Origin of the sequence: Ensifer adhaerens (genome assembly GCF_020035535.1) — a bacterium.
In the GTDB taxonomy this organism is placed as follows: domain Bacteria; phylum Pseudomonadota; class Alphaproteobacteria; order Rhizobiales; family Rhizobiaceae; genus Ensifer.
In genome coordinates, this window is the sequence record NZ_CP083350.1 from 315431 (window position 1) to 340094 (window position 24664).

The window sequence follows — 24664 nt, forward strand, 5'->3', positions numbered from 1 at the left end:
ATGTCAATCAGAATAATAATATCAGTACAATTATAGTTCGGCTGCCCAATTGGCGGGCATTCCATTCAAATCGCGAGCAGCAACGCCTCCGGGTTGCCGCTGGCCAAGGAAGCGAGGATGCCGAGGCCGGTGCGCAGTTCCTGCTCGGTCGTCGAGCCCAAAGATATGCGCACCGCCGGATGCCAGCCCTGGTCCGCCGTGCGGAAGGAAGAGCCCGGGGCAATCGCAACGCCCCGCAAGCGGGCCTGAGAGACGAACCCTTCTTCCGTATGCCCCTCCGGCAACGGCAACCACACATGCAAGCTCTGCGGATGAGCGTAATAGGGCAGACCCGCCAGCGCCTCCTCCGCGATCGCGTGGCGGACACCGAGCGCCCGGCGCTGCCAGTTGACGAGTTCCATCGCCGTGCCGTCACTGACCCAGAGCGTAGCGATCTCCGCGATCGAGGGCGTCGCCATCCAGTTGGAGACCAGATGGCGGTTGGCGACGGCCGCGACGTAACGGTCCGGCGCGGCAAGATAGCCGATGCGCAGACCCGGCACCGTGATCTTGGTGAAACTGGTGACGTAGAGCGTACGCTCCGGGGCATAGGCCGCGATCGGCGGCGCGCGGCCTTCCACCAGCGGCCCCAGAATGTCGTTCTCGATGATCGCAATATCGTGGCGCCGCGCGATCTCGGCAAGCGCCTGCCTACGCTCGGGCCCCATCAACGCCGCGGTCGGATTGATCACCGAGGGCTGGAGAAAGACGGCGCGGATGACGCCGGTGCGACAAGCTTCATCCAGCGCCTCAGGGATCATGCCTTCGCGATCGATCGGCAAGCCCTCGAGATGAAGGCCAAGGTAGCTGGAAAGCGGCACGAGCGTGTGGTGGCTGATCGCCTCGGTCGCAACGGTCGAGCCCGGCGGAGCGACGCTCATCAGCGCCACCGTCATGCCCGAAGTTGCGCCATTCGTCAGACTGATATTGAGGGGCGATACATCGAGACCGCACCGCGACAGCCACTCGGCCGCTACATTGCGATGGCGCGGGAAAACCATGTTCGGCCGGAAGGACAGCGCCGAACTCGAAGGCAGGTTTTCCGCCAGCCACCCGAAGGCCGCACGCATGCGTTCCAGATGGAGCTGCTCGCACACAGGCTTGAGGATCGAAAGGTCGACCAGCTCGCCAAGACGCTCGGGCAGGTAGGGGGGCTCGGGCTCCTTCGGCCTTGTCTGCACGAAGGAGCCGCGGCCGATCTCGCCCGATATCAGCCCCCTTCGGATCAGCTCGTCATAGGCACGGCTGACGGTCTGCACTGATAGTTTCAGGTCGTCGGCGAGCTTGCGATGGGGCAGAAGGCGCGTACCGTTCGGCAAGTGGCCTTCCTGAATGGCGCGAGCAATCTGCTCGGCGAGGGAGAGATAGGCCGGCCGGCGCAATTGGGATATATCGGGTCGCCAATTTGTCATGATTTCAACAGTGCTCAAATTCAGTTCAATTGACAACGCCAAAATGCCTAACCATTGTCTTTTTCTCTGCTTTGACATGACCCCCGCCCGGAGGGCGCCTGAATGAAACTCGACGCCATCGACCTGCGCATCCTGGAAGCAATCCAGGAAAACGGGCGCATCACCAAGCTGGCGCTCGCGGAAAAGGCGGGGCTTTCGCCGACGCCCTGCTGGCTGCGCCTGCGCAAGCTGGAAAAGGCAGGCATCGTGACGGGTTATCATGCCCGCGTCGCGGTCAGGCGCGTTGCGCCGGTCGCCAGCGTGATGATGGAAGTGACGCTCGCCAACCATCGGCAAACGGATTTCGAGCGATTCGAGCGCGCCGTCGCGGCAACGCCTGAAATCGTCGCCTGCTGGTCGGTCGGCGGCGGCGTCGATTACATCCTGAAGATCATGGCGCCCGATATCGACGCCTATCAGCGCCTTGTCGACAGCCTGCTCGACCGCGAACTCGGTATCGATCGCTACTTCACCTACATCGTCACCAAGACGGTGAAGGAGGAGACCGTGCTTCCGCTAGAGACGCTGCTTCCCGCCTCCGAATAGAGAGATTGTCTACGGCCGGCCCCACCTTTGGCCAAAGTCTCTGGCCGCCACCCCGGCAATAGACAATCTGTCGCTCGCCCTCTGGCAGACTTCCTCTACCAACAGGAGGAGGCCGCCATGACCGCCGTATTTGCCCGAACGACCTTTCACGACGCTCTCGCCCGCCTTGCCGATCCGCACCTACTCAGGGAGCTTTCCTATGTCGGCGGCCGCTGGATTGCCGGTCACGACGGCGCCGGCTTCAAGGTGACGGATCCCGCCTCGTCGGCGACACTCGCCTGGGTCGCAGCGCTTGATGCCGAGCAGACCGGAGAGGCCATTTCTGCGGCGAGCGATGCGCTGCCAGCCTGGCGCAGCATGTTGCCGCAGCAGCGCGCTGCGATCCTGCGCAAGTGGTACGACCTGATGCTTGGGGCGCGCGAGGATCTTGCCCTGCTGATGACGCTAGAACAGGGCAAGCCTCTTGCCGAGTCCCGCGGCGAGATCGACTATGCGGCATCCTTCGTCGAATGGTATGCCGAGGAAGGAAAGCGCCTCAACGCAGAAAGCGTCACCAGCCATCTTCCCGGAGCCGAGATGATCGTTCGCCGCGAGGCGCTCGGCGTGGTCGGCATCGTGACGCCTTGGAATTTCCCCTCCGCCATGATCACGCGCAAGGCTGCAGCCGCACTTGCGGCCGGCTGCACGGTCGTTGCGCATCCATCCAGCGAAACCCCGCTTTCGGCACTCGCCCTTGCCGAACTCGGCGAGCGGGCTGGGCTTCCCGCAGGCGTCTTCAATGTGGTGACCGGCGATGCCGCCATCATCGTCGGCCGCATGAATGCCGATCCGCGCATTCGCGCCATGAGCTTCACCGGCTCGACGGAAATCGGCAAGCTGATCGCCGGCCAGTGCGCTGAGACCATGAAGCGGCTGGTCATGGAGCTCGGCGGCCATGCACCGCTGATCGTCTTCGCCGACGCCGATGTGGAGAAGGCAGCCGATATCGCCATCGCGGCAAAGTTTGCAACCTCCGGCCAGGATTGCCTCGCCGCCAATCGCATCTATGTCGAAAGGCCGATCCTGAGGGCGTTTGAGGCGGCCTTTGCTGCGCGGATCGCGGACCTGAAGGTCGGTGCAGGCCTTGACCGCGACAGCGAGATCGGCCCGCTGATGCACGAACGGGCGATCACCAAAGTCGAGGACCAGGTGGCCGACGCACTTCGGCTTGGCGCCAAGCTTTCGGTCGGCGGAAGGCGCCATGCGGCCGGACCACTTTTCTTCGAACCCACGCTGCTGACCGACGTGCCCGACGAAGCGCTGATCATGCGCGAGGAAACATTCGGCCCGGTCGCCGCCGTCACCGCTTTCGACAGCGAGGGCGAAGTGATCGCGCGCGCCAATGCCACCGACTATGGCCTCGTCGCATACGTGGTCACAGAGAACGGCGGACGCCAGATGCGTCTTGCGCGGGCTTTGGAGTACGGGATGGTCGCGATCAATCGGGTGAAAATCACCGGCGGACCGATCCCCTTCGGCGGCTGGAAGCAGTCAGGCCTTGGGCGCGAAGGTTCGCGCCACGGCATCGAGGCCTTCACCGAACTCAAATATCTCTGCATCGATACGGCCGCCTGAACGCGGGCGCCACATTTCATACGCGAAAGGAAAGACCATGCTCGACAGAAGCAACGAACACAGCGCCTGGGACCGTGATCACTTTTTCCACCCGTCCACGCATATGGGCATGCACGCCCGCGGCGAGACGCCGACCCGCGTCATCGGCGGCGGCGAAGGTGTGTACATTACCGACACCAGCGGCAGGACGAGCCTTGATGCCTTTGCCGGCCTCTACTGCGTCAATGTCGGCTACGGCCGGCAGAAGATCGCCGACGCAATCGCCGAGCAGGCCAAAAACCTTGCTTATTACCACGCCTATGTCGGCCACGGTACGGAAGCGTCGATCACGCTTTCCAAGATGATCATCGACCGTGCACCGGAGGGCATGAGCCGGGTTTATTTTGGTCTTTCGGGTTCGGACGCCAACGAGACCAATATCAAGCTGATCTGGTACTACAACAACATCCTCGGCCGGCCGGAAAAAAAGAAGATCATCTCACGCTGGCGCGGCTATCACGGCTCCGGCGTCATGACCGGCTCGTTGACCGGCCTCCATCTCTTCCACAACGCGTTTGATCTGCCGCGCGCGCCGATCCTGCACACGGAAGCGCCCTCCTTCTTCCGCCGCCCGGATCGCTCGATGGATGAAGAGCAGTTCTCGCAACATTGCGCCGACAAGCTCGAGGAAATGATCCTCGCCGAAGGCCCGGAGACGATCGCCGCCTTTATCGGCGAGCCGATCCTCGGCACCGGCGGCATCGTGCCGCCGCCGAAGGGCTATTGGCAGAAGATCCAGGCGGTGCTCGAGAAGTACGACATCCTGCTCGTCGCCGACGAAGTGGTGACCGGCTTCGGCCGTCTCGGCACGATGTTCGGCTCCGATCACTACGGCATGCGGCCTGATCTCATCACCATTGCCAAGGGTCTCACCTCGGCATACGCGCCGCTGTCGGGCACGATCGTCTCGGACAAGATGTGGCAGGTGCTGGTGCAAGGATCCGACGAACTGGGTGCGATCGGCCATGGCTGGACCTATTCCGCCCATCCGATCTGCGCGGCCGCGGGCGTTGCCAATCTCGAACTGATCGACGAGTTGGGGCTGGTTGAAAACGCCGGTAGCACCGGCGCCTACTTCCGCTCGGAGCTGACGAAGGCGCTTGCCGGCCACAAGCATGTGGGCGAGGTGCGTGGCGACGGATTGATGGCCGCGATCGAATTTGTCGAGGACAAGGACGACCGGGTCTTCTTCGATCCGGCGAAGAAGGTGGGCCCGCAAATCGCGGCCGCCCTGCTCGAACGCGGCGTTATCGGCCGCGCCATGCCGCAGGGCGATATCCTGGGCTTCGCGCCGCCGCTCTGCCTGACAACCGGCGAGGCAGACATCGTCGTGAAAGCGGCCGCCGGCGCGATCACGTCCGTACTCGGTGCTGGAGGCTGAAGGTCGGCTGACAGGTCGCTGGCAAGCGTGAACGAGGAGGAAGCGGGTGCGATCGTTTCCACCCTCGCCTGCCCGGCCGCGCCAGCGACCAGGCCAGAACGGCCCCGTAGCTATCTGCCCGTTGAAGTCTCTCCAGTGTCGCGGGCCGAAACGGATCGAGTGGCCGCCCGCGGCAGCCACCCCGCGGTGAAGTTTACTCCTGGTTCTCAGCGTTCCGTAGATACTGCGCCGTGGTGAGATAGTAGTTCCGGGCGGTGGCATTGATCTGGCGCTCACCCAACTCGGTCAGTGCCCTCGCCTTGATCGCCTTGGCCTGCATGTTCTCAGGGTCGGAGGCTAGTACATAGTCGATCAGTTCCGCGCCCCATTGGAATTCCTTGGCCTCGACTGCTTCCCGGGCGCGGGCGATCATCTTCTCTGTCCCTCCAGCCATTTCGAGCATTTTTTCAGCGCGCTCGGTGGGCGGCAGAGGGTTCAAATTCGTGGCATTTCCATCGAACCAGCCGACATAGTCAGCATAGATACCACGCACGGCCCATGCGACTGTGCCGTAGTATTCTTGCAGATGTGGGCTCCTTGCGAGTTCGGAAGAAAGCTTCACTTCCTGAACGATGTCGTCCGGCGTTTTTCCCTGTTTGATTCCGGCCAGCGTCTGATCGAGGACCGCCTTGATCCCGTCCCGGTAGTCGGTGAGCGCCTTGCGGACCTCGTCCTTCCCGAGGATAGGTCGCATATGGCCCTGGATCATGTAGGTAGCATTCAAGGCGAGCATCTTGTCGAGACTTGCGACCCACTTCTCCGGCGGCCGCAGCTTGAGGCCGCGGATCGGCGAGAGGTTCGGGTAGGATTTCAGGAAATTGTCGCCGGGGATCAGCACGCCCTTTCCGGGGATCCAGACGGCCGTGTTCTCCGGTGACTCTCCGGGCGTATGGATGAGTTGCATCGAGACACCGGCAAGCTCGATGGTCTCGCACTCGCCGCCGAAAGTGCGGGTCGGCGGCAGGAAGCCCTCCCGGGTATGCGGTGTAACGCGGCCATATTCGAGCTGCGTGCCCGCGTTGATGAACAGATCGTCGGCCAGCTTCGTTCCGAAGGCATCGCCGCCATCCCTCGGTCCCCTTCCGAACTCAGGGCCGGCTTCCACCAGCACCTGATGGCTGTAGATTTCGGGATTGTCAGCTCCGGCAAATACCTTCGTGCGGCCAGAATGATCCGGGTGATTGTGGGTGTAGATGATTGCCCGGACAGGGCGGACGAAACGATCACCGAAGGCGTCCACGATCGCCTTGGCGTCGACAGGGTTGGCGGATGTGTCGACGATAATCGAACCACCGTCGCCTTGGATCAGCGTGACGTTACTCGCCGAATAGCCGACGGCGGCAAAAACGCCCTCCGTGATTTCGATGATATCCTTGCGGAATTCGGCGGAACTCGCACGCAGTTGCTCACGCCCGGCGAATTCATCTGCAGAAGCGGGCAACGCCTGCCCAGGAGTTGGTGTGATCATCAAGGCTAATCCTACTTCACGGCTCCCCGAGCCTGGCGTCAGGAGTGACGGCCCTTGGCCGTCAGTCGTTGCGGCTGCGACTGCAGCGGATCTGGTGGACGTCATATTGGAATAACTGGCCGGTGTCCCGTCCTTCCTTGCGACCAAGGTCCACCTGGTGATCACTACCCCCTTTTTTCGCGCCACGCGCCTCAGACCTCCCCCGGCCATAGAAAATCGTCTGTCTTTGCGCTGGTTCAAACAGTCCGGTCTCACTTCACCTTAGGTTGACGCCGAGATTGCCGGATCGTCGTTGCCTGGAAGCGGAAGGTGCTTCGACGCAACGTGGACATGGAACATATGCAATGCGAGCAGCGGACCCAGCGATGACATCGACATTGGCCCAAACCAAAGAAGACATCGGCCGTGCGATCGCGCGCATGCACGGCGCGGTCTTGAGCAGCGCGATCGACTGCGAATGCCGAGACCGGGTGGGCGAGGCACTGCGCGACCTTGAAAGGCTGGAGCGAGAGCGGATCGAGCGGAGCCTGTTGGCAGCGGCCAGCGACCAGCGTCAAAGGATCGAGGCACTTCTGGTGCTGCTCGGTGACTTTGACCCCAATGAAACAGATGCCCTTGACGATGGCACCATGGCGGAGGCGAGCCTGCTCTTCGCCGATATCGCTGCTGCCGCAGAGTTGGGCTCCTATTTGCTACGACAATCGCGCCAGGTTCGCCATTCATCCGGCGGAATGCAGGAGGCTGCCAATCATGCCACGCAGAGAGAGTGAGTTTTATCCGGCGCGCTTTGGAGGCTTGCAGCGACGCGACGCTTCTCAGCGGAGCCGGTTCAGAGACGCGCTCCTGGACATCGCCATGTCCCAAACCGTCGCGCTCGGGGATATGAGCTTGCTTCTCGAAACCCTGCAGGACGACAGAACAGCCGGCAGCTCGGACTGGCGTTGATATCGCCAGCCATTTCGTTCTGGCGTTTGCGCCGAAAATCCGGCGCAAAAGCGGCTAAGGCTTCGCTACGGCGCCGAATGCGTCCGCCAGCTTCCTGACTGCAGTCTCGATTTCACCCGGCGTGTAGGCCGCAAATCCCATCAGGAAGCCGGCCATAGGCTCGCCGGTAGCGTAAAGACCGGACAGTCCCATGATGTCGATCCCGGCACGTCGAGCGGCGTCGATGGCTGTGGGCTCCGGCATGTTGCCGACCAGTACACAGGGCATCTGCAGCCCGCCGATGGGGACCTGCGCTTCGACATAGTTCGACAGATGCTTGCCGACGAGGGTTGCCAGCAGGGCGAGCCGGTCGGCGTAGACGCTGCGCATGGTGCGGACATGCGCACCAAAATGCCCGCCTTCCATGAAGCGGGCGAGCGTCAATTGCGCCAGCGGGGCGGTGTGCCCGTCAAGCAGCGTGCGCGCGACCGTCATCGGCTGCACGAGTTGGGGAGGCAGCACCACATAGCCGATCCTCAAGCCCGGAAAGAGCGATTTGGTGAAGGTGCCGATGTAGATCGTCCGGTCGTGCGGATCGAGACCCTGAACGCAGGCCGTCGGCTTGCCAGCATAATGGAATTCGCTGTCGTAGTCGTCCTCGATGATCCAGGCATGATGGTGTTTGGCCCACTCGATCAGCGCCAGGCGGCGCTCCAGCGCCAGCGTCGCACCGGTCGGGAACTGATGCGAGGGCGTCAGGAACACGGCCTTGGCCTTGCGCGGTTCGGCCATGATCTCCTCAACGACGAGGCCCTGGCCATCGACGCGAACGGGAACGCATTCCAGCCCCGCCGCGTCGAAAGCCTTGCGCGCACCGTAGTAGGCGGGGTCTTCGATGAAGATCCGGTCGCCGGGGTCGAACAGCATGTTTGCGCAAAGTGTCAACGCCTGCTGCGAACTCGTGAGGACCAACGCCCGATCGGCCGTGGCGCGCGCGCCACGCTCCAGGTTCATATAGTCGGCGATGGCACGGCGAAGCGATTCGGTCCCTTGCGGATCGCCGTGAAGGAGCACCTGGGTGCCGTTCTCCCGCAACACCTGGCGTTCCAGGCGTTCCCAAATCCGGAGAGGAAAATTCCGCGTCTCCGGCACACCATGCGCGAACGGTCGCGGCGCAAGCAGTTCGCGCACACCGCCACTTTGAAACATCGCATCGCCACGTCTGCTGAGGTTCGGCGCGTGGTTGCGCAATAGCGTATCCCGCCGGGAAAGGCGCCGACCGCTTGCGAATTCCGTCATCTCGGCCACGAAGCTCCCGCTTCCCACCCGGCGCTCGATGAAGCCTTCGGCATGAAGCTGACCATAGGCTGCTTCGACGGTGTCGCGGGATACGCCGAGCGACTGGGCGAGCGCGCGTGACGCCGGCAGCGGCTTTCGGGGCCCAATCACGCCATCGAGGATCAGTTGCCGGATTGCGCGTTGTATCCGCGCGTGAAGCGGCATGGCGGCATGCGCCGGATGAACGAGCCAAGCCTTCACGGACTCCAGTTGCGAATGCTTGAACAAATGGTCTGACCCTGCCTGACAAAATGGATGGGAACATCAGTCCATTGGGCGGCTAAATGTCAACGCACTTCGTCGGCCACCCGCCGCAGAATTCAGGAGTTCCGTCAAGACATGCCTTCCCATCCATCGCCCACTCCCATCCGCCTGAACGACCTGACGCACCCGATCGTGGCGGGCCTGATCTCAGTCATCGTCAATTACGGCGGCACATTCATCCTGGTCTTTCAGGCCGCGAAGGTCGCCGGTCTCAGTCCGGAGCTGACCGCGTCGTGGGTATGGTCCGTCTCCGTCGGCGTGGGGCTGTCAGGGCTCTTCTTGAGTTGGCGATATCGCGAGCCGATTATCACCGCCTGGTCGACACCAGCGGCGGCGTTTCTCGTGACGGCACTGGCAACGACACCCTATGCGCAGGCCATTGGTGCCTACATGGTCTCGGCTGCAGCTTTCGTCGCACTTGGCCTTTCCGGCTACTTCGAGAAGGTCATCCGCCTGATCCCGTCGGGCATTGCCTCCGGCCTATTGGCCGGCATTCTGCTGCAGTTCGGGATCGGTGCGTTTGGCGGCGCCAGCGTCGATCCGCTGCTCGTCGGCTTGCTGATCGCTGCCTATGTCGTGCTGAAGCGCTTCTCCGCCCGCTATGCGGTGGTCGGCATCCTCATTCTTGGGCTCTCGTTCCTGCTTGCAGAGGGCCGGGTCGACCTGTCCGGGCTGAAGCTGGAATTCGCGGCACCCGTTTTCACCATGCCGGAATTCTCGCTGAACGCACTGCTTTCCGTCGCATTGCCGTTGTTTCTGATCACGCTGACCGGCCAATACATGCCGGGTATGCTGGTGCTGCGAAATGACGGCTTCAAGACCAGCGCCAACCCGATCGTCACCGCGACCGGCCTCGGTTCGCTCATCATGGCGCCCTTCGGCTCCCACGCTTTCAATATCGCGGCCATCACCGCGGCAATCGCCACCGGAAAGGAAGCGCATGAGGACCCGTCCAAGCGCTGGATCGCGGGCATCGCGGCAGGCTGCTTCTATGTGCTCGTGGGTGTCTTCGGTGTGACCCTCGCTGCCGTGTTCATGGCATTCCCCGCAACATTCATCACCACGCTTGCGGGCCTCGCGCTGCTGGGCACGATCGGCGGCAGCCTTGCCGGAGCGATGGCCGATCCGACATCGCGCGAGGCTGCTCTCATCACATTCCTGGCGTCTGCCGCCAACATCAAGCTTCTCGGCATTGGCGGAGCTTTCTGGGGTCTGGTAATCGGCCTCGTCGCCTATATCGTGCTGAACGGTCGCCTGCCGCAACGCGACAGGATCAAGTTGGCCGGGACCGAGGGAGCCGCCAAATGAGCGCCGGCCTTCCGTCATCTTGATCCCTGAGAGCTTTGGCAAGGCCGGCCGCCGTGCGGGCCGCCGGCCTTGCCCGCTACCCGATTAAATGTCCCAATCGGAACCCAGCGCGTACGCCTCGATGTGGTCGATCTTCATCTCCGCTCCATCGGCAAAATCGTCATTCGGCGCTTCGGCCATTCCTCCGACCGCAAGATTGACGAGCATATACATCGGCTCGTGCATATCCGCGGGCGTGTCGGTGCGGGCGATCTCCGTGTCGTCGAAGTACCAGACGATTTCGTCTTTCGTCCAAAGCACGCCATAGTCGTGAAACCCGTCGGTATCGGCGACCTGCGCCCCGTCTCGGCTCACGGTGTGCTCACCGCTTTCATTGGAATGGGCGGTGGTGATGACGGTATTCGGGTCCTGCCCGCGCATCTCGACGACGTCGAGTTCGGGCGGCCAGGAGCCGTCGGCGGGTAGCAGCCAGAAGGCGGGCCAGGCGCCGTGGTCGTCCGGCATGTCGGCCCGCATTTCGAAGTAGCCGTAGGTCTGGGCGAAGGACGAGTAGGTCGTCAGCATCCCGGACGTGTAATCATAGCCACCGATCTCGGACTGGATTGCTTCCGATGCGCGCTCCGCGGTGATCGTAAGTACGCCGTCCCCGACCGAAAAAGGATTGGCAGCAGCGGTCGGCTCGTAGCTCGGATTGACATACCACTGCAGTTCGCCGTTTTCAGTGAGCGTCGCCCCCTCTTCCGGCGCCCACCAGTATTTCGCATCCCAGACACCGCCCGTGTCATCGCGGAGTTGAAGCGTGTCGAAGTCGTCCGAGAAAGTCTGCGTGAAGGCCGACCGGTCCAGGCTCAACTGGAACTGGCTTTCCTGCAATTGCTCGGTCGCCGTATCGGCGAGCACCAGGCTTTCGCCATCAGCGAGGCCAAGGCGGAGATCGTCGCCCTCCTGAACGGAGTTGGCCAGAACCTGGTCGAACGACGTGATGCCATAACCGTCGAGGCGAACAGTGTCGTTGGAGCTGAAATCGGCAATGACGTCGCTGCCATTGCCGCGCTCGAACACGAAAATATCGGCTCCACCGCCGCCAATCAGCACGTCATTGCCTGCGCCTCCGTCGATGGTTTGGCTGCCGGAACCGCCGGTGATGATGTTGTCGGCACCGTTGCCGAATGCATGTCGACCATCGCCGGTGACGGTCAGGTTCTCGAAATTCTCCGGCAAGGTGTAGCTCATCCACGTATCGATCGTGTCTACACCTTCGCCGGGCGCCTCTTCGGCCCGGTTCGTCGATGAATAAAGGTAGTAGATATCGTCGCCCGTGCCGCCGACCATCGTTACGTCGACGGAACTGTCGCCCCAGATGGAATCGTTACCGGCGGTGCCGTAGAGGGTCGGTCCGGATCCGGTCGCGGAAAACCATGCCGTCGAGCTTCCGCTGTAATAGAGCGGTTGTCCTAGGGCGTTCATGGCAGTTCTGCTCATCGAGAAGTCTCCTGCTGGATTGTGCCCCTTCCCGGTGAGCACCCCTAGCATCTCCGACTGTGGCCTGTCGCCCACACCTCCAACTCTTTTGCCCGCGGACATCAACGCATCAGTGCGCCGAACAATCGGAAGGCAGCGGATGCGCCCGCGACGACGGTGAGCACGCGAACGACGTGGTGCAGCACCACAAACGGCACTTCCACGTTGAGCGAAAGGGCAATGAGGCTCATCTCAGCGACGCCACCGGGCGAATAGGCGAGCACATAGGCGATGAGCCGGTCCCCGCCCATGAACGACAACAGCCCGGCAAACATCAGCGTCGATAGGAGCATCAGCACCGTGGCGCCGGCGGAAAGCACCATTGCCCGCACTACCATGCGCGGTGACGCGTTGGCGAAGCGGCATCCGATCGTCGCGCCAATGACGACCTGTGCCGCAGCAAGGGCAATGGCCGGCAGCTCGAAATCGGTCACGCCGGCCAGATGAAGCACAGCGCTCGCAAGCATCGGCCCGACCAGAAACCGCGCCGGCAATCGCAGGACGGTACCAAGCGCAACGCCGCCGATCACCGCGCCGGCAAACCACAGCACATCCGCTACCGACACTGCGGTTTCGCCGGCGGACACGACGCCCGTTCTGTCGATCGCGACGCCCGTAAACGTCTGGATCAGAAACGGCAGCGTCAATACGACCAGGAAAATTCGGGCGGCATGGATGAGCGCGATCATCCGCTCGTCGCCGCCCTTTTCCGCGCCGAGCGTTATCATTTCGACGAGACCGCCAGGCATCGCGGAGAAGTAGGCGGTAACGGGATCCAGCTTGGCGAGGTACCGGAAATAGGCAAAGGCCAAGGTGCCGGTGATGGCGATGAAGGCAATCAGGCCGCTGAGCGATACGATCCAGGCCGAGAAATGTCCGAATGTTTCCGGCGAAAAGGAGGTGCCGAGCATCGCACCGATCACCGCCGTCATCGGTGGGCGCGCGTGTTTCGGCAGGGAGACGGGAACGCCTGCAAAGGCGCAGACGGCCGTGGCCAGCATGGCCCCCAACAGCCATGCAAGCGGCATATGCGCCAGCCACATCAAGAACCCGCCGAACGCACCGATGCAGAGCGTCAGCGCAAACCGGCCGCCCGCCTTGCGAAGTCCGTCGCGGCTCACCGAGCGCTCATGACCTGGCGCGTGTGCGTTACGACGGGCGCCGCCGCGAAGCAGGGACCGACGATCTCGCGCCAGGTCTGAAAATCGGCAGAGCCTCGAAACCCTTCCATGTGATCTTCGACCGTTTCCCAATCGACGACGAGGCGATAGACCTGCGGCGTCTCGATGACACGGTGGAGGGAAACCCCGTGACATCCCCTGGCACGGAGGAACAGCGGAACAGCCTTCTCGACGCCTCGCTCGAAATCACCCTCCAGCCCCGGCTTGATGGTCAATTCTGCAACTTCCTGGATCATACCGACGCCCCCGGCTTGTGGCCATGCTCGGCGTCAATCGTGTGCTCCTCGCCGGTCGCGATCATCGTCCGGGTGGCATCGATCGATGCATAGACCCAAAAGATCCGCATGGGCTCCGTCTCCGACGCATTGATGAAGCGGTGCGGAACGTTCGCCGGAATCCAGGTCGTGTCATTGGGCCCGAGGGGATAGCGCACGCCATCGATCTCGGCGATCGCCTGACCATCGAGGATCATCACGCTTTCCTCGCAATTGTGCTTGTGAAGGCCGATCGCAGCACCTGGATCGAACGCGGTGATGCCGTTGATCATGCTCGCTGAGCCGCATTTGCGCGTGACCAGCGGCGTGGTGCGTGCGCCGTTGCCACGGTCGTTGGTCTTCAATTCCCTTGGCCGCAGGATGGCCGGCATCACCTTGCTCATCGTGCTCCTCCCTGTGCGGTCGCCGGCGTCTGGGTGGGGCCAATCCACACGGTCTTGATGTTGACGAATTCGCGGATGCCGTAGACCCCGAGTTCGCGCCCGTAGCCGGAGCGCTTGATGCCGCCGAAGGGGTAGCGAGGATCGGAAGCGACCATACCGTTGATGAAGACGGCGCCGGCTTCGATCTCACGCGCAAGCGATCGGGCGCGTGCAAGATCCCTGGTCCAGAGCGCGGCACCCAGGCCGAACTCCGTCTGGTTGGCGAGCGCCACCGCCTCCCTGGCATCCTTCACGCGGATGATCGCCGCAACCGGCCCGAAGGTCTCCTCGCAAAAGGCAGCCATGTCGGGGCGAACGTTGTCGAGGACCGTCGGCGGATAATAGAACCCGTCGCCTTCGAGCGGCGTGCCGCCGGCCCTCAGCGTCGCGCCGGCCGAAAGGCTACGCTCGACCTGTTTGTGCAGGCCAGTCATCAAGTTCTCCCTGGCCATGGGGCCGATATTCGTTTCCCGCTCCATCGGGTCGCCGATCTTCAGCTTCGCCACTTCTTGCAGGAAGAGGTCAACGAACCGCTCTGCGATGGTTTCTTCGACGATGAAGCGCTTGGCATTGACACAGGATTGGCCGACATTGACGTAGCGCGCCTTGACCGCGATATTCGCCGCCTGTTCGATATCGGCGTCGGCGAGCACGATGAACGGATCCGAGCCGCCGAGCTCAAGCACCTGCTTCTTCAACGCCTTGCCGGCCTGCGCGGCGACAATCGCCCCCACCTCCGTCGATCCCGTCAGCGTGACGGCCGCGATCCGATCGTCGGCGATGATGCCGGCAACCTTCGACGGCTCGATCAGCAGCGTGGCGAAGAGACCTTCAGGGCAGCCGGCTTCCCGCATCACCTCTTCGATCGCGAGCGCACATTCAGGGACATTGTTGGCGTGCTTCAAGATTGCGCCATTGCCTGCTGCAAAGGCAGGAGCGGCAAAGCGGAAGAACTGCCAGAACGGATAGTTCCACGGCATGATCGCCAAGACGACACCGAGCGGATCGAAAGCGATTACGCTTTCAGCCGCGTTCGACGCCACCGGTTCATCCGCAAGGTACTTCGGCGCATTCTCGGCATAGAAATCGCAGTTGTAGGCGCACTTCTCCACCTCGGCCTCAGCCTCTGTGATCGGCTTGCCCATCTCGCGGGTTATCATGGCGGCATAACGGTGTTTTCCGGCCCGCAGCACTCGCGCCATGGCGGAAAGAAGCGTGCAGCGCTCAGCAACTGGTACTCTTCGCCAGGCGGCCTGTGCCTTCGCTGCCGCGCGCAACGCCTGGTCGACATAGGCATCGCCGTGAAGGTCGTAGCGCGCAAGCTCGCGGCCGTCGGCCGGATTGGTGGAAACGATCATGCTCTTCTCCAATGAAAGAATGCAAGGGGCAAAACGCCTTGAACTGGCGGCTTTTCCTTGGGTGCGGTTCAGTTTTGACCGGCGTTTTTGCCGATCGGCTAAAGATGCTCCTTCCGCTGGACGGTTGTTTCCGTCCTTCGGTTCTTGAACCAGTCTCCAATGCGTGACCTGATGCCTTGGCTTCGGTCACAGAGTGGCGTTCGGCTCCCGGTTTCCCATTCTCCTGAAAGAGCGCAGCCCAGTCCTGCCGGGCTCGCTAGACGAACATCAGGACAACCGGGATATCGTCGACGCGCTTTCCATGGGGGTGCCGCGCGGCTCATAGGCGCGCTGGTCACGCAGGATCTGGAAGGCGATCGTCAAAAGCTTGCGCGCAATCGCCACGCGCGCCTTGTTGGTTCCTCTGATCTTCAGGTGCTCGTAGTGGGCGCGCAGCTCAGGATCACTGGCGACGGCCGGCGTTACCGCCTCGACAAAGGCCCAGCGCAGCCACTTGTTGCCCTGCTTGATGATCTTGCCGTGGAAGGTCTTGCCGCCAGACGAATAGGTCGACGGCACCAGTCCCGCATAGGCGGCCAGCTTCTTCGGGTTGCGAAAGCGGGATATATCGTCGATCTCCGCCTCGATCAGCCGGGCGAAGAATTCGCCGATGCCGGGGATCGTCTTCAACAGCTTGACGTTGGCATTGGCCTTGGTCAGTGCCCGGATCGTTGTCTCCGACTGCTTGATCCGCCCATCGATGTCGCCGATGAAGGCGAGGCCACGGTCGATCTGGACGCGGTCGATCGCGGAGAGCTCAATCTGCGCCAGCTGGATGCGGCCGGCCTTGCCAAACAGGTCGCCGAGCTTTTTGAACTGGGCCGTCTGCTCCGGATAACGATCAAACACCGTGACGATGCGGTTCTTCGTCATTGTGCGCAGCCGCACGTAAAACATCCGCTCGCGCAGCGCGACACGCAACGCGCGGGCCTTGTCGCTCGGTGCCCAAGCCTCCGGCACCAGATCGGCGCGCAGCAGATGCGCCAGCACCGTCGCGTCGATCTTGTCGGTCTTGATCTTGGCGTCGGCGATCGCCTTGACCTTCAACGGATGGGCGAGAACGACATCATCACAAATGTCGTCGAGCCAGTCGTACATCACCATCCAGTTGCGGGTTGCCTCGACAACCGCATGGCTGTTCTCGCGGTAGCGCTCGAGAAAGCTGTCCAGCGACTGGCGGTCGTTCTTCACCCGGCCGGATCTGAGCGTCTTACCGCTGCTGTCCTGCACCACCAGGTGGCTATAGGATTTGTGGTAGTCGACCCCGATATGGTAATCATAGGACGCAGTCATGCTTCCAACTCCCGTGTTGAGATCTGCAAAACCCCAACAGGATAAGCCGAAAGGCTGGAAGCGTGACTGTCCCTCGATCATCATCGCCATCTCAATGATCCGTTCTCTCAGCGGGCGTGGCCTCTTTCATGCCACCTCCTGATTTCTGATCTCGCCCGCCAGGCGGCAAGAAATGTCAAACTCTCGACTGTGTTCGCCGAGGGTGTGAACTCGAAGCCGATGGCACCCTGAAAGCTCTGCGCTTCAAGTGCGGAAAGGACTGGCTCGAAATCGATCGTCCCGGTCCCCGGCTCCTGTCGGCCCGGATGGTCGGCGATGTGGATGTGTCCGATCCGATAGGCATTTTCCGCGATCCACTGAGCCGGATCGATGCCGGTCGCACGCGCATGGAAGGTGTCAAACAGCAGCGAGAGATTGCCGGGACCGAAGACATCCTGCACGCGGCACGCCTGCTCCAGTGTGGAGAGCGCGTAGCCCGGCACCGACCGCTCACTGATCGCCTCGATCAGGACCTTCGCCGGCGTGCCGGCCGTTCGCTGGACGGCAAAATGCAGGTTTTCGAGGTAGACACTGCCGGCGTCTGCATCGCTTCCTTGAGGTGGAACGCCGGCCATCGGGTGCACGTAGGGCGCATCGACAGCGAGCGCGAATTCAAGGGCGCTGTCGAAGGTTGCGCGAAACTCGGACTGCCGGCCCGGCAGCGCGGCGAGACCTTTTTCGCCCATTGCCAGGTCGCCGAATGCGCAGGAGAGCTGCGCAAAGCGGAGACGATGTTTCTTTAAAAGGCCGCGGATGACCGCGGGTTCGAACGTCTCCAGATAAGGGTGTTCTACTGCATCAAAACCCACAGCAGCAGCCGCTTCGAAGCGTTCCTCGAAGGGTAGCTCCTTGAAGAGATAGCCGGTGTGGGCCGAGAAAATGGGCTGCGCGGTCACCGCACTATCCCCTCAGCGAAGATCGCGCGCGCTGACGAGCACGCCGTCCGCATCCGCATAGAGGTAGGCGCCCGGCGCGAACGTGACGCCGCCAAATTGAACGGGCATGCCCGTCTTGCCGGGACCGTCCTTCGCGGACTTCTTTGGTGTCACCGAAAGACAGAAAACGCCCACGTCCATCTCGGCGATCTCAGCACTGTCGCGCACGGCGCCGTTGATCACGATGCCGGCCCAGCCATTGTCGCGAAGGATCATCGCGATCTGGTCGCCGAGCAACGCGACGCGGCTCGAGGCGCCACCATCGACAACTATGACCTTGCCCTCGCCCGGCATCTGCAGTTCGGCCTTCAACAGAGCATTGTCCTCGAAGCATTTGACGGTCGCGATCGGACCGCTGAAGGACTTCGTCTTCCCGAGTTTCAGAAAGGGAAGATCGCAGAAGTGCACTTCCTCCCCATGCGCATCGACGAGATCAGCCGTTTTCATCGGTGTTTCCTTCAATAGCCGCCAAAGACGGCCTTCAATTCCGTGACGTTTTCAGGGGAAAGCATGCGTTTCGGCGCATCGCGCAACAGCACCAGCAGCTTGGCAGTTTCCTCTAGCTCCTCGGCTGCGTAGACCGCCGATGCAATCTCCTTGCCGGTGACGACGGGGCCATGATTGGCAAGCAGAACGGCGGCATAGCGACCACCGAGTTCCCTGATCATGTCGCCCATTCGTTCGTCGCCCGGCTTGACGTAGGGGAGCAGCTTCACTTGCCCCACGCGCATGACAACGTAAGGGGTGAGCGGCGGAATGCAGTCGTCCGGATCAATGTCGGCAAGACAGGAGAGAGCCGTGGCGAAGGTCGAATGAAGGTGGACCACCGCGCCCGTCTGCGGCCGTGTTTCGTAGAACGCGCGGTGCAGGAACACTTCCTTCGAGGGCTTGTCGCCGGATATGTGGTTGCCCTCGCGGTCGAGCTTCGAGATGCGTGCCGGATCGAGAAAGCCGAGGCACGAATTGGTCGGGGTCATCAGGATCCCGTCCTCGACTGCAGCACTGATGTTGCCGGCGGAGCCGACCGAGAAGCCACGGTCGAACAACGACTTCGAAAGCCGGGCGATCTCCTCACGTATCCTGTTCTCAGCACTCATCTGCCTGTGAGCCTTTCCAATGCTTTGGCAAAGAAATCGGGGCTGCCGAAATTGCCGGACTTCAGCGCCAACGCCACGGGACTTGCCCCGCCCGACAACAGCACCGGCACCCCAGGATCGATTTCCGGCCCAATCGTCAGCGCACCGAGATCGAGTGCCGAGACGACCGCTCCGGACGTTTCGCCACCGGCAACGACGAGGCGACGGACGCCAACCTTGACCAGTTCCTGCGCCGTTTTGGCGAAGAGATCATCGAGCGCCCCGGCAACCGCTTCCCGGCCGAAGCGCGCCTGGACCGCCTGGACCTCCTCGGGCGTGCCCGAAGAGTAAACGAGCGGCGCCCTGCCCTCGTTCGCGCGCATGAAGGACGTCAGCTCGGCGGTCGTCACCGAGCCGGCCATGACGCCGGCAACGTCGATGGCAAGCGTCGGGTGGTTCTTGCGGTGGATCTCGACCTGTTCGCGGGTCGCACCGGAGCAGCTTCCGGCGAGAATGGCCTCCGGCCCCTCGACGCCGGCAGTACTGGCGCTGTGGCCGGCAGCAAGGCCTTGCGCGATGAAGTTTGCGGCAAGACCGATCGCGATGCCGGAACCACCCGTGACAAGGCGATCTCCCGCCGCTGCACGACCGATTGCGACGAGATCCTCATCCGTGATGGCATCGACGATGACGAGCGTGCGATTGCGCTCGCCGTTCTCCCGCAGTGCTGTTCCGATTTCGGCCGCCCCTTGCCGGACGACGGCGATATCGACATGTCCAACCTCAGTTGTCGACTGGAGCCGCAGCCAGCGCCGGATATCCGCGTCGGTCATCGGGTTGAGCGGGTGGCTTTGCAGGCCGGACTCGCTCAGAAGCCGATCCTTCACGAAGAGGTGGCCCTGATAGACCGTTCGGCCGGCACCGGGAAAAGCGGGGCAGGAGATCACGCCTTTGACGCCCAAGGCCTCGGCAAGCGCTTCGGCGACGGGGCCGATATTGCCCGCCGGAGTGGAATCGAAGGTCGAGCAGTACTTGAAGACGATCTGCTGGCACCCCTGATCGAGCAGCCAGCGCAGGCTCGCCAGCGACTGCTCGATGGCCGAAGCTGCCTCGACCGACCGGCTCTTCAGCGCAATCACGCCAGCCTCCACATCGGGTTCGGCCTTTGCCCGCGGGATTCCAAGGTATTGAACGGTGCGAAGACCACCCTGCCCCGACAGACCCTTGGCAAGCGTGTTCGCGATATCGCTTGCCCCTGTAAAATCGTCTGCAATGACGCCAAGCAGCATTGAAGGTGTACTCCCGAATGTCAGGCTGCGCCGAGAAGGCGCTTGAGTTTGTCGATGGCGGCATCCGGGCTCGACAGGACCGGTATGTTCGTCACCGCCCGCACCGCAGATACGGCGCGTGCCGTGGAAAAATGCGCAAGCACGATGCTGTCGAAGCCACGCAACCCCGCCGCAGCTTCGGCGACGAGCCGATTGTGGGTCTCTGCATTACCCGCCCGCACCGCCTCGATCGCGCCGTGCACCAGAAAGCTCTCCATGGTCGCGGTCGGATCGATCCTTTCGGCCTCCTCCCAAAACTCCGCCTCCATGCCGTCGCGCGCAGGCGGGAAGGTGTAGAGCATGGCAGTCCTGCCGCCTTTCCGGATCGCAGCCTCAAACATCGCCTCGTTGGGTTTCAGCACCGGGATGTCGACGGTCGTCGCCGCCTGCTCGATCGCCCGCCCGAAGGCCGAGCAGGTGAAGAGCACGGCCGCACTCCCGATCTGCCGCGCATATCGGGCCAGAGCCTCGATACGCGCCGTCAGGGCTTCGGTGATGTCGGTGCTTGCGGCACGGTCGGGCGAAAGGCTGTCCTCCAGAAGGTTGACCACATCCGCGTCCGGCCAAGCCGTTGCGAAAGCAAGTTTGATCGGTTCCATCGCGATCGGCGTCGCGTGGACGAGCGTTATCCGGGGCTGTCTCGACATGAAAATCCCTTTGAATGGAGCGGCCGCCGGGAGGAACGGCGACCGCCAAGCGCCCGCTAGCGCTGGCCCGCCGAAAACACCCAGACGCTCTCAGACGGGATTCGTGCCCAGACAGTGCCGGTCGCCAGCTGCCGTGCGCCGTGTGCCTTGGCAACGAAATCGCCGCGACGCAGACGGTATTCCCAGCGGTCGCCGAGATAGATGCTGTCGTCGAGGTTCATCTCAAGCCCGCCCGCCTCGGGCTGGTCGCTGACGCTGATCTGCTCGACCCGGATCACCGCACGCGCGTCGTCGGATGCGTTGACGCCGGATGCCTCGCGCACCGTGCCGTCGAGGCTCCAGTTGTCGCCGCCGATGACGGCGCTACGGCCGTTGATCGATTTCACCTTCGCCTTGACGATGTTGTTCGCGCCCAGGAAGTCTGCCGAATAGAAGCTGTTCGGATTGGAATATATCTCCTGCGGTCCGCCTTGCTGGACGATGCGACCGTCCTGTAGCAGGAGAATGTTATCGGCAGCGGCCAGCGCCTCGCTTTGATCGTGGGTGACGAGGATCGCGCAGATCTCGAGGTCGAGGATCAGCTTGCGGATCCAGTAGCGCGCCTCTTCTCTGAGCTTCGCATCGAGATTGGAGAGCGGCTCATCGAGCAACAGCACACGCGGCTCATAAACCAGCGCCCGGCAGATGGCGACGCGCTGCTGCTGGCCGCCCGACAATTGCGAGGGGAAGCGATCGGAAAGATGGCCAAGGCCCATGCGTTCCAAGATCGCCTGCACACGCTTTTCGATATCGGCCTGCGTCACCCCGCGCAGCTTCAGGCCGTAGCCGACATTCTCCTTGACGGTGCGATGCGGCCAAAGGGCGTAGGATTGAAACACGAGGCCGATGTTGCGCTGTTCGGGCGGAAGCGCGAGCTTCCTTTCGCCATCGAGCACGGTCTTGCCGCCGATGACGATCTGGCCGATTTCCGGCTGCTCGAGCCCGGCGACGCAGCGCAACAGCGTGGTCTTGCCGCTGCCCGAGGCACCCAGCAGGGCGACGATGGAGCCGCGCTGCGCGGTGAAGGACGCGCCTTTCAGGATCTGCAGACCGCCCAGCCACTTCTGGACATTGCTGACAACGAGTTCAGTCATGGATTTTTGCTCCCAAACGGAGGGCGAGTGCGAGACCTGCGCCCGTCAAGACGATGCTGATGAGGGAAAGAGCGGCGATCGTGTTCATGGCGCCGGTCTGAAGAAGCGAGACCATCAGCGAACCGATGACTTCCGTGCCGGCGCCCATGAGGTAGACGCCCGTCGCATATTCGCGAAGGAAGATGATCATGATGAGCGCCCAGGCACCGGCAAGACCCGGCCGGACGATCGGGATCACCACATCCTTCCAGGTGCGGCCTATCGTTGCGCCCGTGGTACGGGCGGACTCTTCGAGCTCCGGGGCGACCTGGATCAGCGTGCCCTGCAGGAGGCGCAGACCATAGGACAGGCCGACGACCAGATAGGCGACGAAGAGGCTGACCAGCGTTGGTCTCAGCGGCGTGAGCAACGGCACGAACAGGAAGACCCAGAAGAAGGCAAGGCCGACGACGAGGCCCGGAAGCGCACGCGGCAGGAGGACGATATAGTCCAGCACCGTGTTCGACATGCCCCAGTTGCGGTGACCGGCCAGGCCGACGGCGAGATAGATCGCCACGGCTGCAGCACCACCGACGACCGACAGGATGATCGTATTGACGATGCCATTGTAGAGGCTCGGCACTTCGAGCATGCGGCTGAAGTTGGAGAGGGTCAGTTGGTCGAAGAGGTTGACGCCCTCGCCCCAGGCATCGACGAACGCGCGCACCGTGATGCCGCCGATCGGGAGAGCGACCGAGACAAAGAGCCAGAAACCGATGACCGAAAGGGCAATGACCTGGCCGCTTGTGCCGAGTTTCAAGGTGGCGACGCGGGCACCCTTGCCGCCGAGTGCGGCATACTTGCGGGCATTGCGCAGCAGCCTGCGCTGCATCCACACAAGCGGCAGCGTGATCAGCACCAGCACGACCGCGACGACAGCCATGAGCTGATAGGTCGGTGTGCCGAACAGCGTCGTCAGCTTGTAGATGTAGGTGGTCAGTACCATGATCCCGTTCGGATCCCCTAGCACGAGCGGAATGCCGAAGGTTTCGAAGCCGAGCAGGATGTTGAGCGCCGCCGCAAAGATCAGCGCCGGCAGCACCATCGGCAGCGTGACGTCGCGCGAGACCTGCCAGATGGACGCGCCGGTGGTGCGGGCGGCTTCTTCGAGGTCCGACGGCAGATTGCGCATGGCAGAAGAGACATAGAGATAGACGTGCGGAACGTGGCTGAGGCCGGCAATCAGGATCATGCCCGGCAGGCTGTAGATGTTCCACGGCACGAAGCCGAGAATGTCGCGCACGAAGAGCGACACGAAACCCGTCGGGCCGACCGAGACGGTGTAGCCGAAGGCAAGCACGATCGACGAAATGAACATCGGCACGAGCACGAGGATCTCGAGCAGGCGCTTGCCCTTGATGTCGGTGCGCGTAATCAGGAAGGCAAGCAGGCCGCCGAGCGGCACCGCGATCGCCACCATGCCGAACGAGAAGATCGCCGTCGTGCCGAGTGCACGATAGAAGTTCTTGTCGGTGAAGACGTATTTGTACGCATCGAGGCCGAAGTGCGCACGGGGGCTGAAGAACGCGGCCGTCAGGAAACTCTGGTAGATGATCAGGCCGACGGGTGCCAGGACGGCGACCGCGAGCAGACCAATGACGATGCGCCGATAGAAGTTTGCATTGCCATGCCGCGGCATCTTTGCCGGATACTTCTTTTCGGCTGCGGCTTTCGTCAGGGGGACTGCAGCCGGTGCTTGGATGTGGGTAGACATTCTATGCCTCTCGCAAACGGTGGCGGAACCGCGGCGCCGGAGCGCCGCGGTCGGCTAAGCATCAGCGGCCGAGGGCGGCTTTCCAGTCGTTGAGGAACTGAACGCGCTTCATCTGGTCCATGTATTCCAGAACACCCTCGTCGACGGCGATCGGCTTCAGGCCACCACCGACACGCTCGTTGAGCGTCTTGATGTTGAGGCCGGCGGTCACGTCTTCACGGATCGACGGCAGTCCGCCTTCCGCCAGAAGCGACTGGCCTTCGGACGACAGCATGAAGTCGACGAAGAGCTTGGCCGCGTTCGAATGCGGAGCATCCTTGGTGATCAGCGCCAGACGCGAGAAGGCGGGCGTATAGTCCGTTGCGAAGTGCACACCGAGGTTCGGGCTCTCCTTGACCCAGTCGAGCGCGTAGGAGCCGATGATGTTGATGGCGATGACGTTTTCGCCCGAAACGACCGTTTCCTTCATACCGCCGGAGCTGGAATAGATCTTGGCGCCATCGTCGCCCATGGCCTTGGCAAGATCCCAGAAGTCAGGCCGGTTACGCGCATCGTTGGAGTGGTGCAGGAAGCCGGAACCGCTCTTTTCAGGATCGAAGGTCGCAACCTTGCCTTGAAGCTCGGTCTTGTTGCCCTTCAGGAACGTGATCATGTCGGCATAGGTTTTCGGAAGCTTGTCTTCGGAAAGGGCCTTGGTGTTGTAGATCACGCCGATCGGCTCGACGGTGGTGGCGTAGAGCGTGTTCTTGTAGTTTGCCCAGCTCGGAAGGTTGCCGGCTTCTGGTGAAGCGTAATCAGCCGCATAACCATCCTGGACCAGCGTCATCTGCAGGTCCATCGCCGAACTCCAGACGATGTCGGCGGTGGTCTGGCTGGCGGCAGCCTCCGAAATCACCTGGTTATAGGCACCGTTCGTCCCGAGATCGTTGTAGGCGATCTTGATGCCGTATTTTTTGGTGAAGGCATCCTGCAGCTTCTGCGACTGGGCCGCATCGGTCGAGGTATAGATCGAAACGGTGCCTTCCTGCTTGGCCTTGGCGATCAGGTCCGCATAGTCGGCAGGGTAGCCCGCGGGCACTTCCTGCGCGTGCGCCGCAAAAGCCGTCATGAACGCGGTGACCGCAACGGCCCCAAGGCGGCCGGAAACATGCTTGTTCATCTTCTCTTCTCCCAAAAGACGCCCGGCTCCAAATCTCCTCCGGGCAGTTTCGCGAGGGCCGTTGCCGCCCTCGCGCCTCCATGTCCGCACTTTG

22 protein-coding genes are annotated in these 24664 nt (G+C 62.5%); 5 read left to right on the top strand and 17 right to left on the bottom strand.

Annotated features, from left to right (window positions below; all coding sequences use genetic code 11):
- Window positions 1–65 precede the first annotated feature (65 nt).
- Window positions 66–1487, bottom strand: coding sequence for a PLP-dependent aminotransferase family protein (locus LAC81_RS21890; protein WP_223729296.1), 1422 nt, complete (start codon window positions 1485–1487; stop codon window positions 66–68).
- Window positions 1488–1553: 66 nt separating this feature from the next.
- Here LAC81_RS21890 and LAC81_RS21895 point away from each other — a divergent pair, with 66 nt between their 5' ends.
- The 3 genes from LAC81_RS21895 (at window position 1554) to LAC81_RS21905 (ending at window position 5070) form a co-directional block, all read left to right on the top strand.
- Window positions 1554–2036, top strand: coding sequence for an Lrp/AsnC family transcriptional regulator (locus LAC81_RS21895; RefSeq protein ID WP_223729297.1), 483 nt, complete (start codon window positions 1554–1556; stop codon window positions 2034–2036).
- A gap of 117 nt (window positions 2037–2153) precedes the next feature.
- Window positions 2154–3650 (top strand): NAD-dependent succinate-semialdehyde dehydrogenase, encoded by a 1497-nt coding sequence (locus tag LAC81_RS21900; protein ID WP_223729298.1) that lies wholly within the window; start codon window positions 2154–2156, stop codon window positions 3648–3650.
- A gap of 37 nt (window positions 3651–3687) precedes the next feature.
- Window positions 3688–5070 carry an aspartate aminotransferase family protein gene (locus LAC81_RS21905; RefSeq protein ID WP_223729299.1) on the top strand — a complete coding sequence of 461 codons (1383 nt, stop codon included), beginning with the start codon at window positions 3688–3690 and terminating at the stop codon, window positions 5068–5070.
- A 193-nt stretch (window positions 5071–5263) separates the two neighbouring features.
- Here the strand turns inward: LAC81_RS21905 and LAC81_RS21910 are convergent, their stop codons facing one another.
- Window positions 5264–6577, bottom strand: coding sequence for an alkyl sulfatase dimerization domain-containing protein (locus LAC81_RS21910; protein WP_223729300.1), 1314 nt, complete (start codon window positions 6575–6577; stop codon window positions 5264–5266).
- Between the two features lie 344 nt (window positions 6578–6921).
- Between LAC81_RS21910 and LAC81_RS21915 the strand changes: the two genes are divergently transcribed.
- Window positions 6922–7347: a hypothetical protein gene (locus LAC81_RS21915; RefSeq protein ID WP_419195895.1), complete on the top strand. Its 426-nt coding sequence runs from the start codon at window positions 6922–6924 to the stop codon at window positions 7345–7347.
- Between the two features lie 229 nt (window positions 7348–7576).
- Here the strand turns inward: LAC81_RS21915 and LAC81_RS21920 are convergent, their stop codons facing one another.
- Window positions 7577–9067: a PLP-dependent aminotransferase family protein gene (locus LAC81_RS21920; protein WP_223729302.1), complete on the bottom strand. Its 1491-nt coding sequence runs from the start codon at window positions 9065–9067 to the stop codon at window positions 7577–7579.
- A 111-nt stretch (window positions 9068–9178) separates the two neighbouring features.
- On the opposite strand from LAC81_RS21920, the gene LAC81_RS21925 reads away from it, so the two are divergent.
- Window positions 9179–10411: a benzoate/H(+) symporter BenE family transporter gene (locus tag LAC81_RS21925; protein WP_223729303.1), complete on the top strand. Its 1233-nt coding sequence runs from the start codon at window positions 9179–9181 to the stop codon at window positions 10409–10411.
- A gap of 84 nt (window positions 10412–10495) precedes the next feature.
- Here LAC81_RS21925 and LAC81_RS21930 read toward each other — a convergent pair whose 3' ends face one another.
- The 14 genes from LAC81_RS21930 to LAC81_RS21995 all read right to left on the bottom strand — a co-directional run bounded on the left by LAC81_RS21930 (window position 10496) and on the right by LAC81_RS21995 (window position 24570).
- Entirely contained in the window at window positions 10496–11893 is a 1398-nt protein-coding gene (locus LAC81_RS21930; protein ID WP_223729304.1) for a family 16 glycosylhydrolase, read from the bottom strand.
- A 101-nt stretch (window positions 11894–11994) separates the two neighbouring features.
- Complete coding sequence (locus LAC81_RS21935) at window positions 11995–13053, bottom strand: AbrB family transcriptional regulator (protein ID WP_223729305.1); 1059 nt, start codon at window positions 13051–13053, stop codon at window positions 11995–11997.
- Entirely contained in the window at window positions 13050–13349 is a 300-nt protein-coding gene (locus tag LAC81_RS21940) for an antibiotic biosynthesis monooxygenase family protein (RefSeq protein ID WP_223729306.1), read from the bottom strand. Before LAC81_RS21940 ends, LAC81_RS21935 begins: the two co-directional genes overlap by 4 nt.
- Complete coding sequence (locus LAC81_RS21945) at window positions 13346–13771, bottom strand: cupin domain-containing protein (protein ID WP_223729307.1); 426 nt, start codon at window positions 13769–13771, stop codon at window positions 13346–13348. Before LAC81_RS21945 ends, LAC81_RS21940 begins: the two co-directional genes overlap by 4 nt.
- Entirely contained in the window at window positions 13768–15168 is a 1401-nt protein-coding gene (locus tag LAC81_RS21950) for an NAD-dependent succinate-semialdehyde dehydrogenase (RefSeq protein ID WP_223729308.1), read from the bottom strand. The genes LAC81_RS21945 and LAC81_RS21950 overlap by 4 nt, the downstream gene beginning before the upstream one ends.
- A gap of 267 nt (window positions 15169–15435) precedes the next feature.
- The gene (locus LAC81_RS21955) at window positions 15436–16500 is read right to left on the bottom strand and encodes an IS110 family transposase (RefSeq protein ID WP_223724852.1); all 1065 of its coding nucleotides are present in this window, start codon (window positions 16498–16500) and stop codon (window positions 15436–15438) included.
- Window positions 16501–16607: 107 nt separating this feature from the next.
- Window positions 16608–17435 (bottom strand): hydroxypyruvate isomerase family protein, encoded by an 828-nt coding sequence (locus LAC81_RS21960; protein ID WP_223729309.1) that lies wholly within the window; start codon window positions 17433–17435, stop codon window positions 16608–16610.
- Window positions 17436–17447: 12 nt separating this feature from the next.
- Window positions 17448–17921 carry a ribonuclease E activity regulator RraA gene (rraA, locus tag LAC81_RS21965; RefSeq protein WP_223729310.1) on the bottom strand — a complete coding sequence of 158 codons (474 nt, stop codon included), beginning with the start codon at window positions 17919–17921 and terminating at the stop codon, window positions 17448–17450.
- An 11-nt stretch (window positions 17922–17932) separates the two neighbouring features.
- Entirely contained in the window at window positions 17933–18571 is a 639-nt protein-coding gene (gene otnC / locus LAC81_RS21970; protein ID WP_223729311.1) for a 3-oxo-tetronate 4-phosphate decarboxylase, read from the bottom strand.
- Window positions 18568–19839, bottom strand: coding sequence for a 3-oxo-tetronate kinase (otnK, locus tag LAC81_RS21975; RefSeq protein WP_223729312.1), 1272 nt, complete (start codon window positions 19837–19839; stop codon window positions 18568–18570). The genes otnC and otnK overlap by 4 nt, the downstream gene beginning before the upstream one ends.
- Window positions 19840–19859: 20 nt before the next feature.
- Window positions 19860–20525: an arylsulfatase gene (locus tag LAC81_RS21980; RefSeq protein ID WP_223729313.1), complete on the bottom strand. Its 666-nt coding sequence runs from the start codon at window positions 20523–20525 to the stop codon at window positions 19860–19862.
- Window positions 20526–20581: 56 nt separating this feature from the next.
- On the bottom strand, window positions 20582–21658 hold the full coding sequence (locus LAC81_RS21985) for an ABC transporter ATP-binding protein (RefSeq protein ID WP_223729314.1): 1077 nt from the start codon (window positions 21656–21658) through the stop codon (window positions 20582–20584).
- Window positions 21651–23411 (bottom strand): ABC transporter permease, encoded by a 1761-nt coding sequence (locus LAC81_RS21990; protein WP_113540925.1) that lies wholly within the window; start codon window positions 23409–23411, stop codon window positions 21651–21653. The genes LAC81_RS21985 and LAC81_RS21990 overlap by 8 nt, the downstream gene beginning before the upstream one ends.
- A gap of 61 nt (window positions 23412–23472) precedes the next feature.
- Window positions 23473–24570: an ABC transporter substrate-binding protein gene (locus LAC81_RS21995; protein WP_223729315.1), complete on the bottom strand. Its 1098-nt coding sequence runs from the start codon at window positions 24568–24570 to the stop codon at window positions 23473–23475.
- Between the last annotated feature and the right edge of the window lie 94 nt (window positions 24571–24664).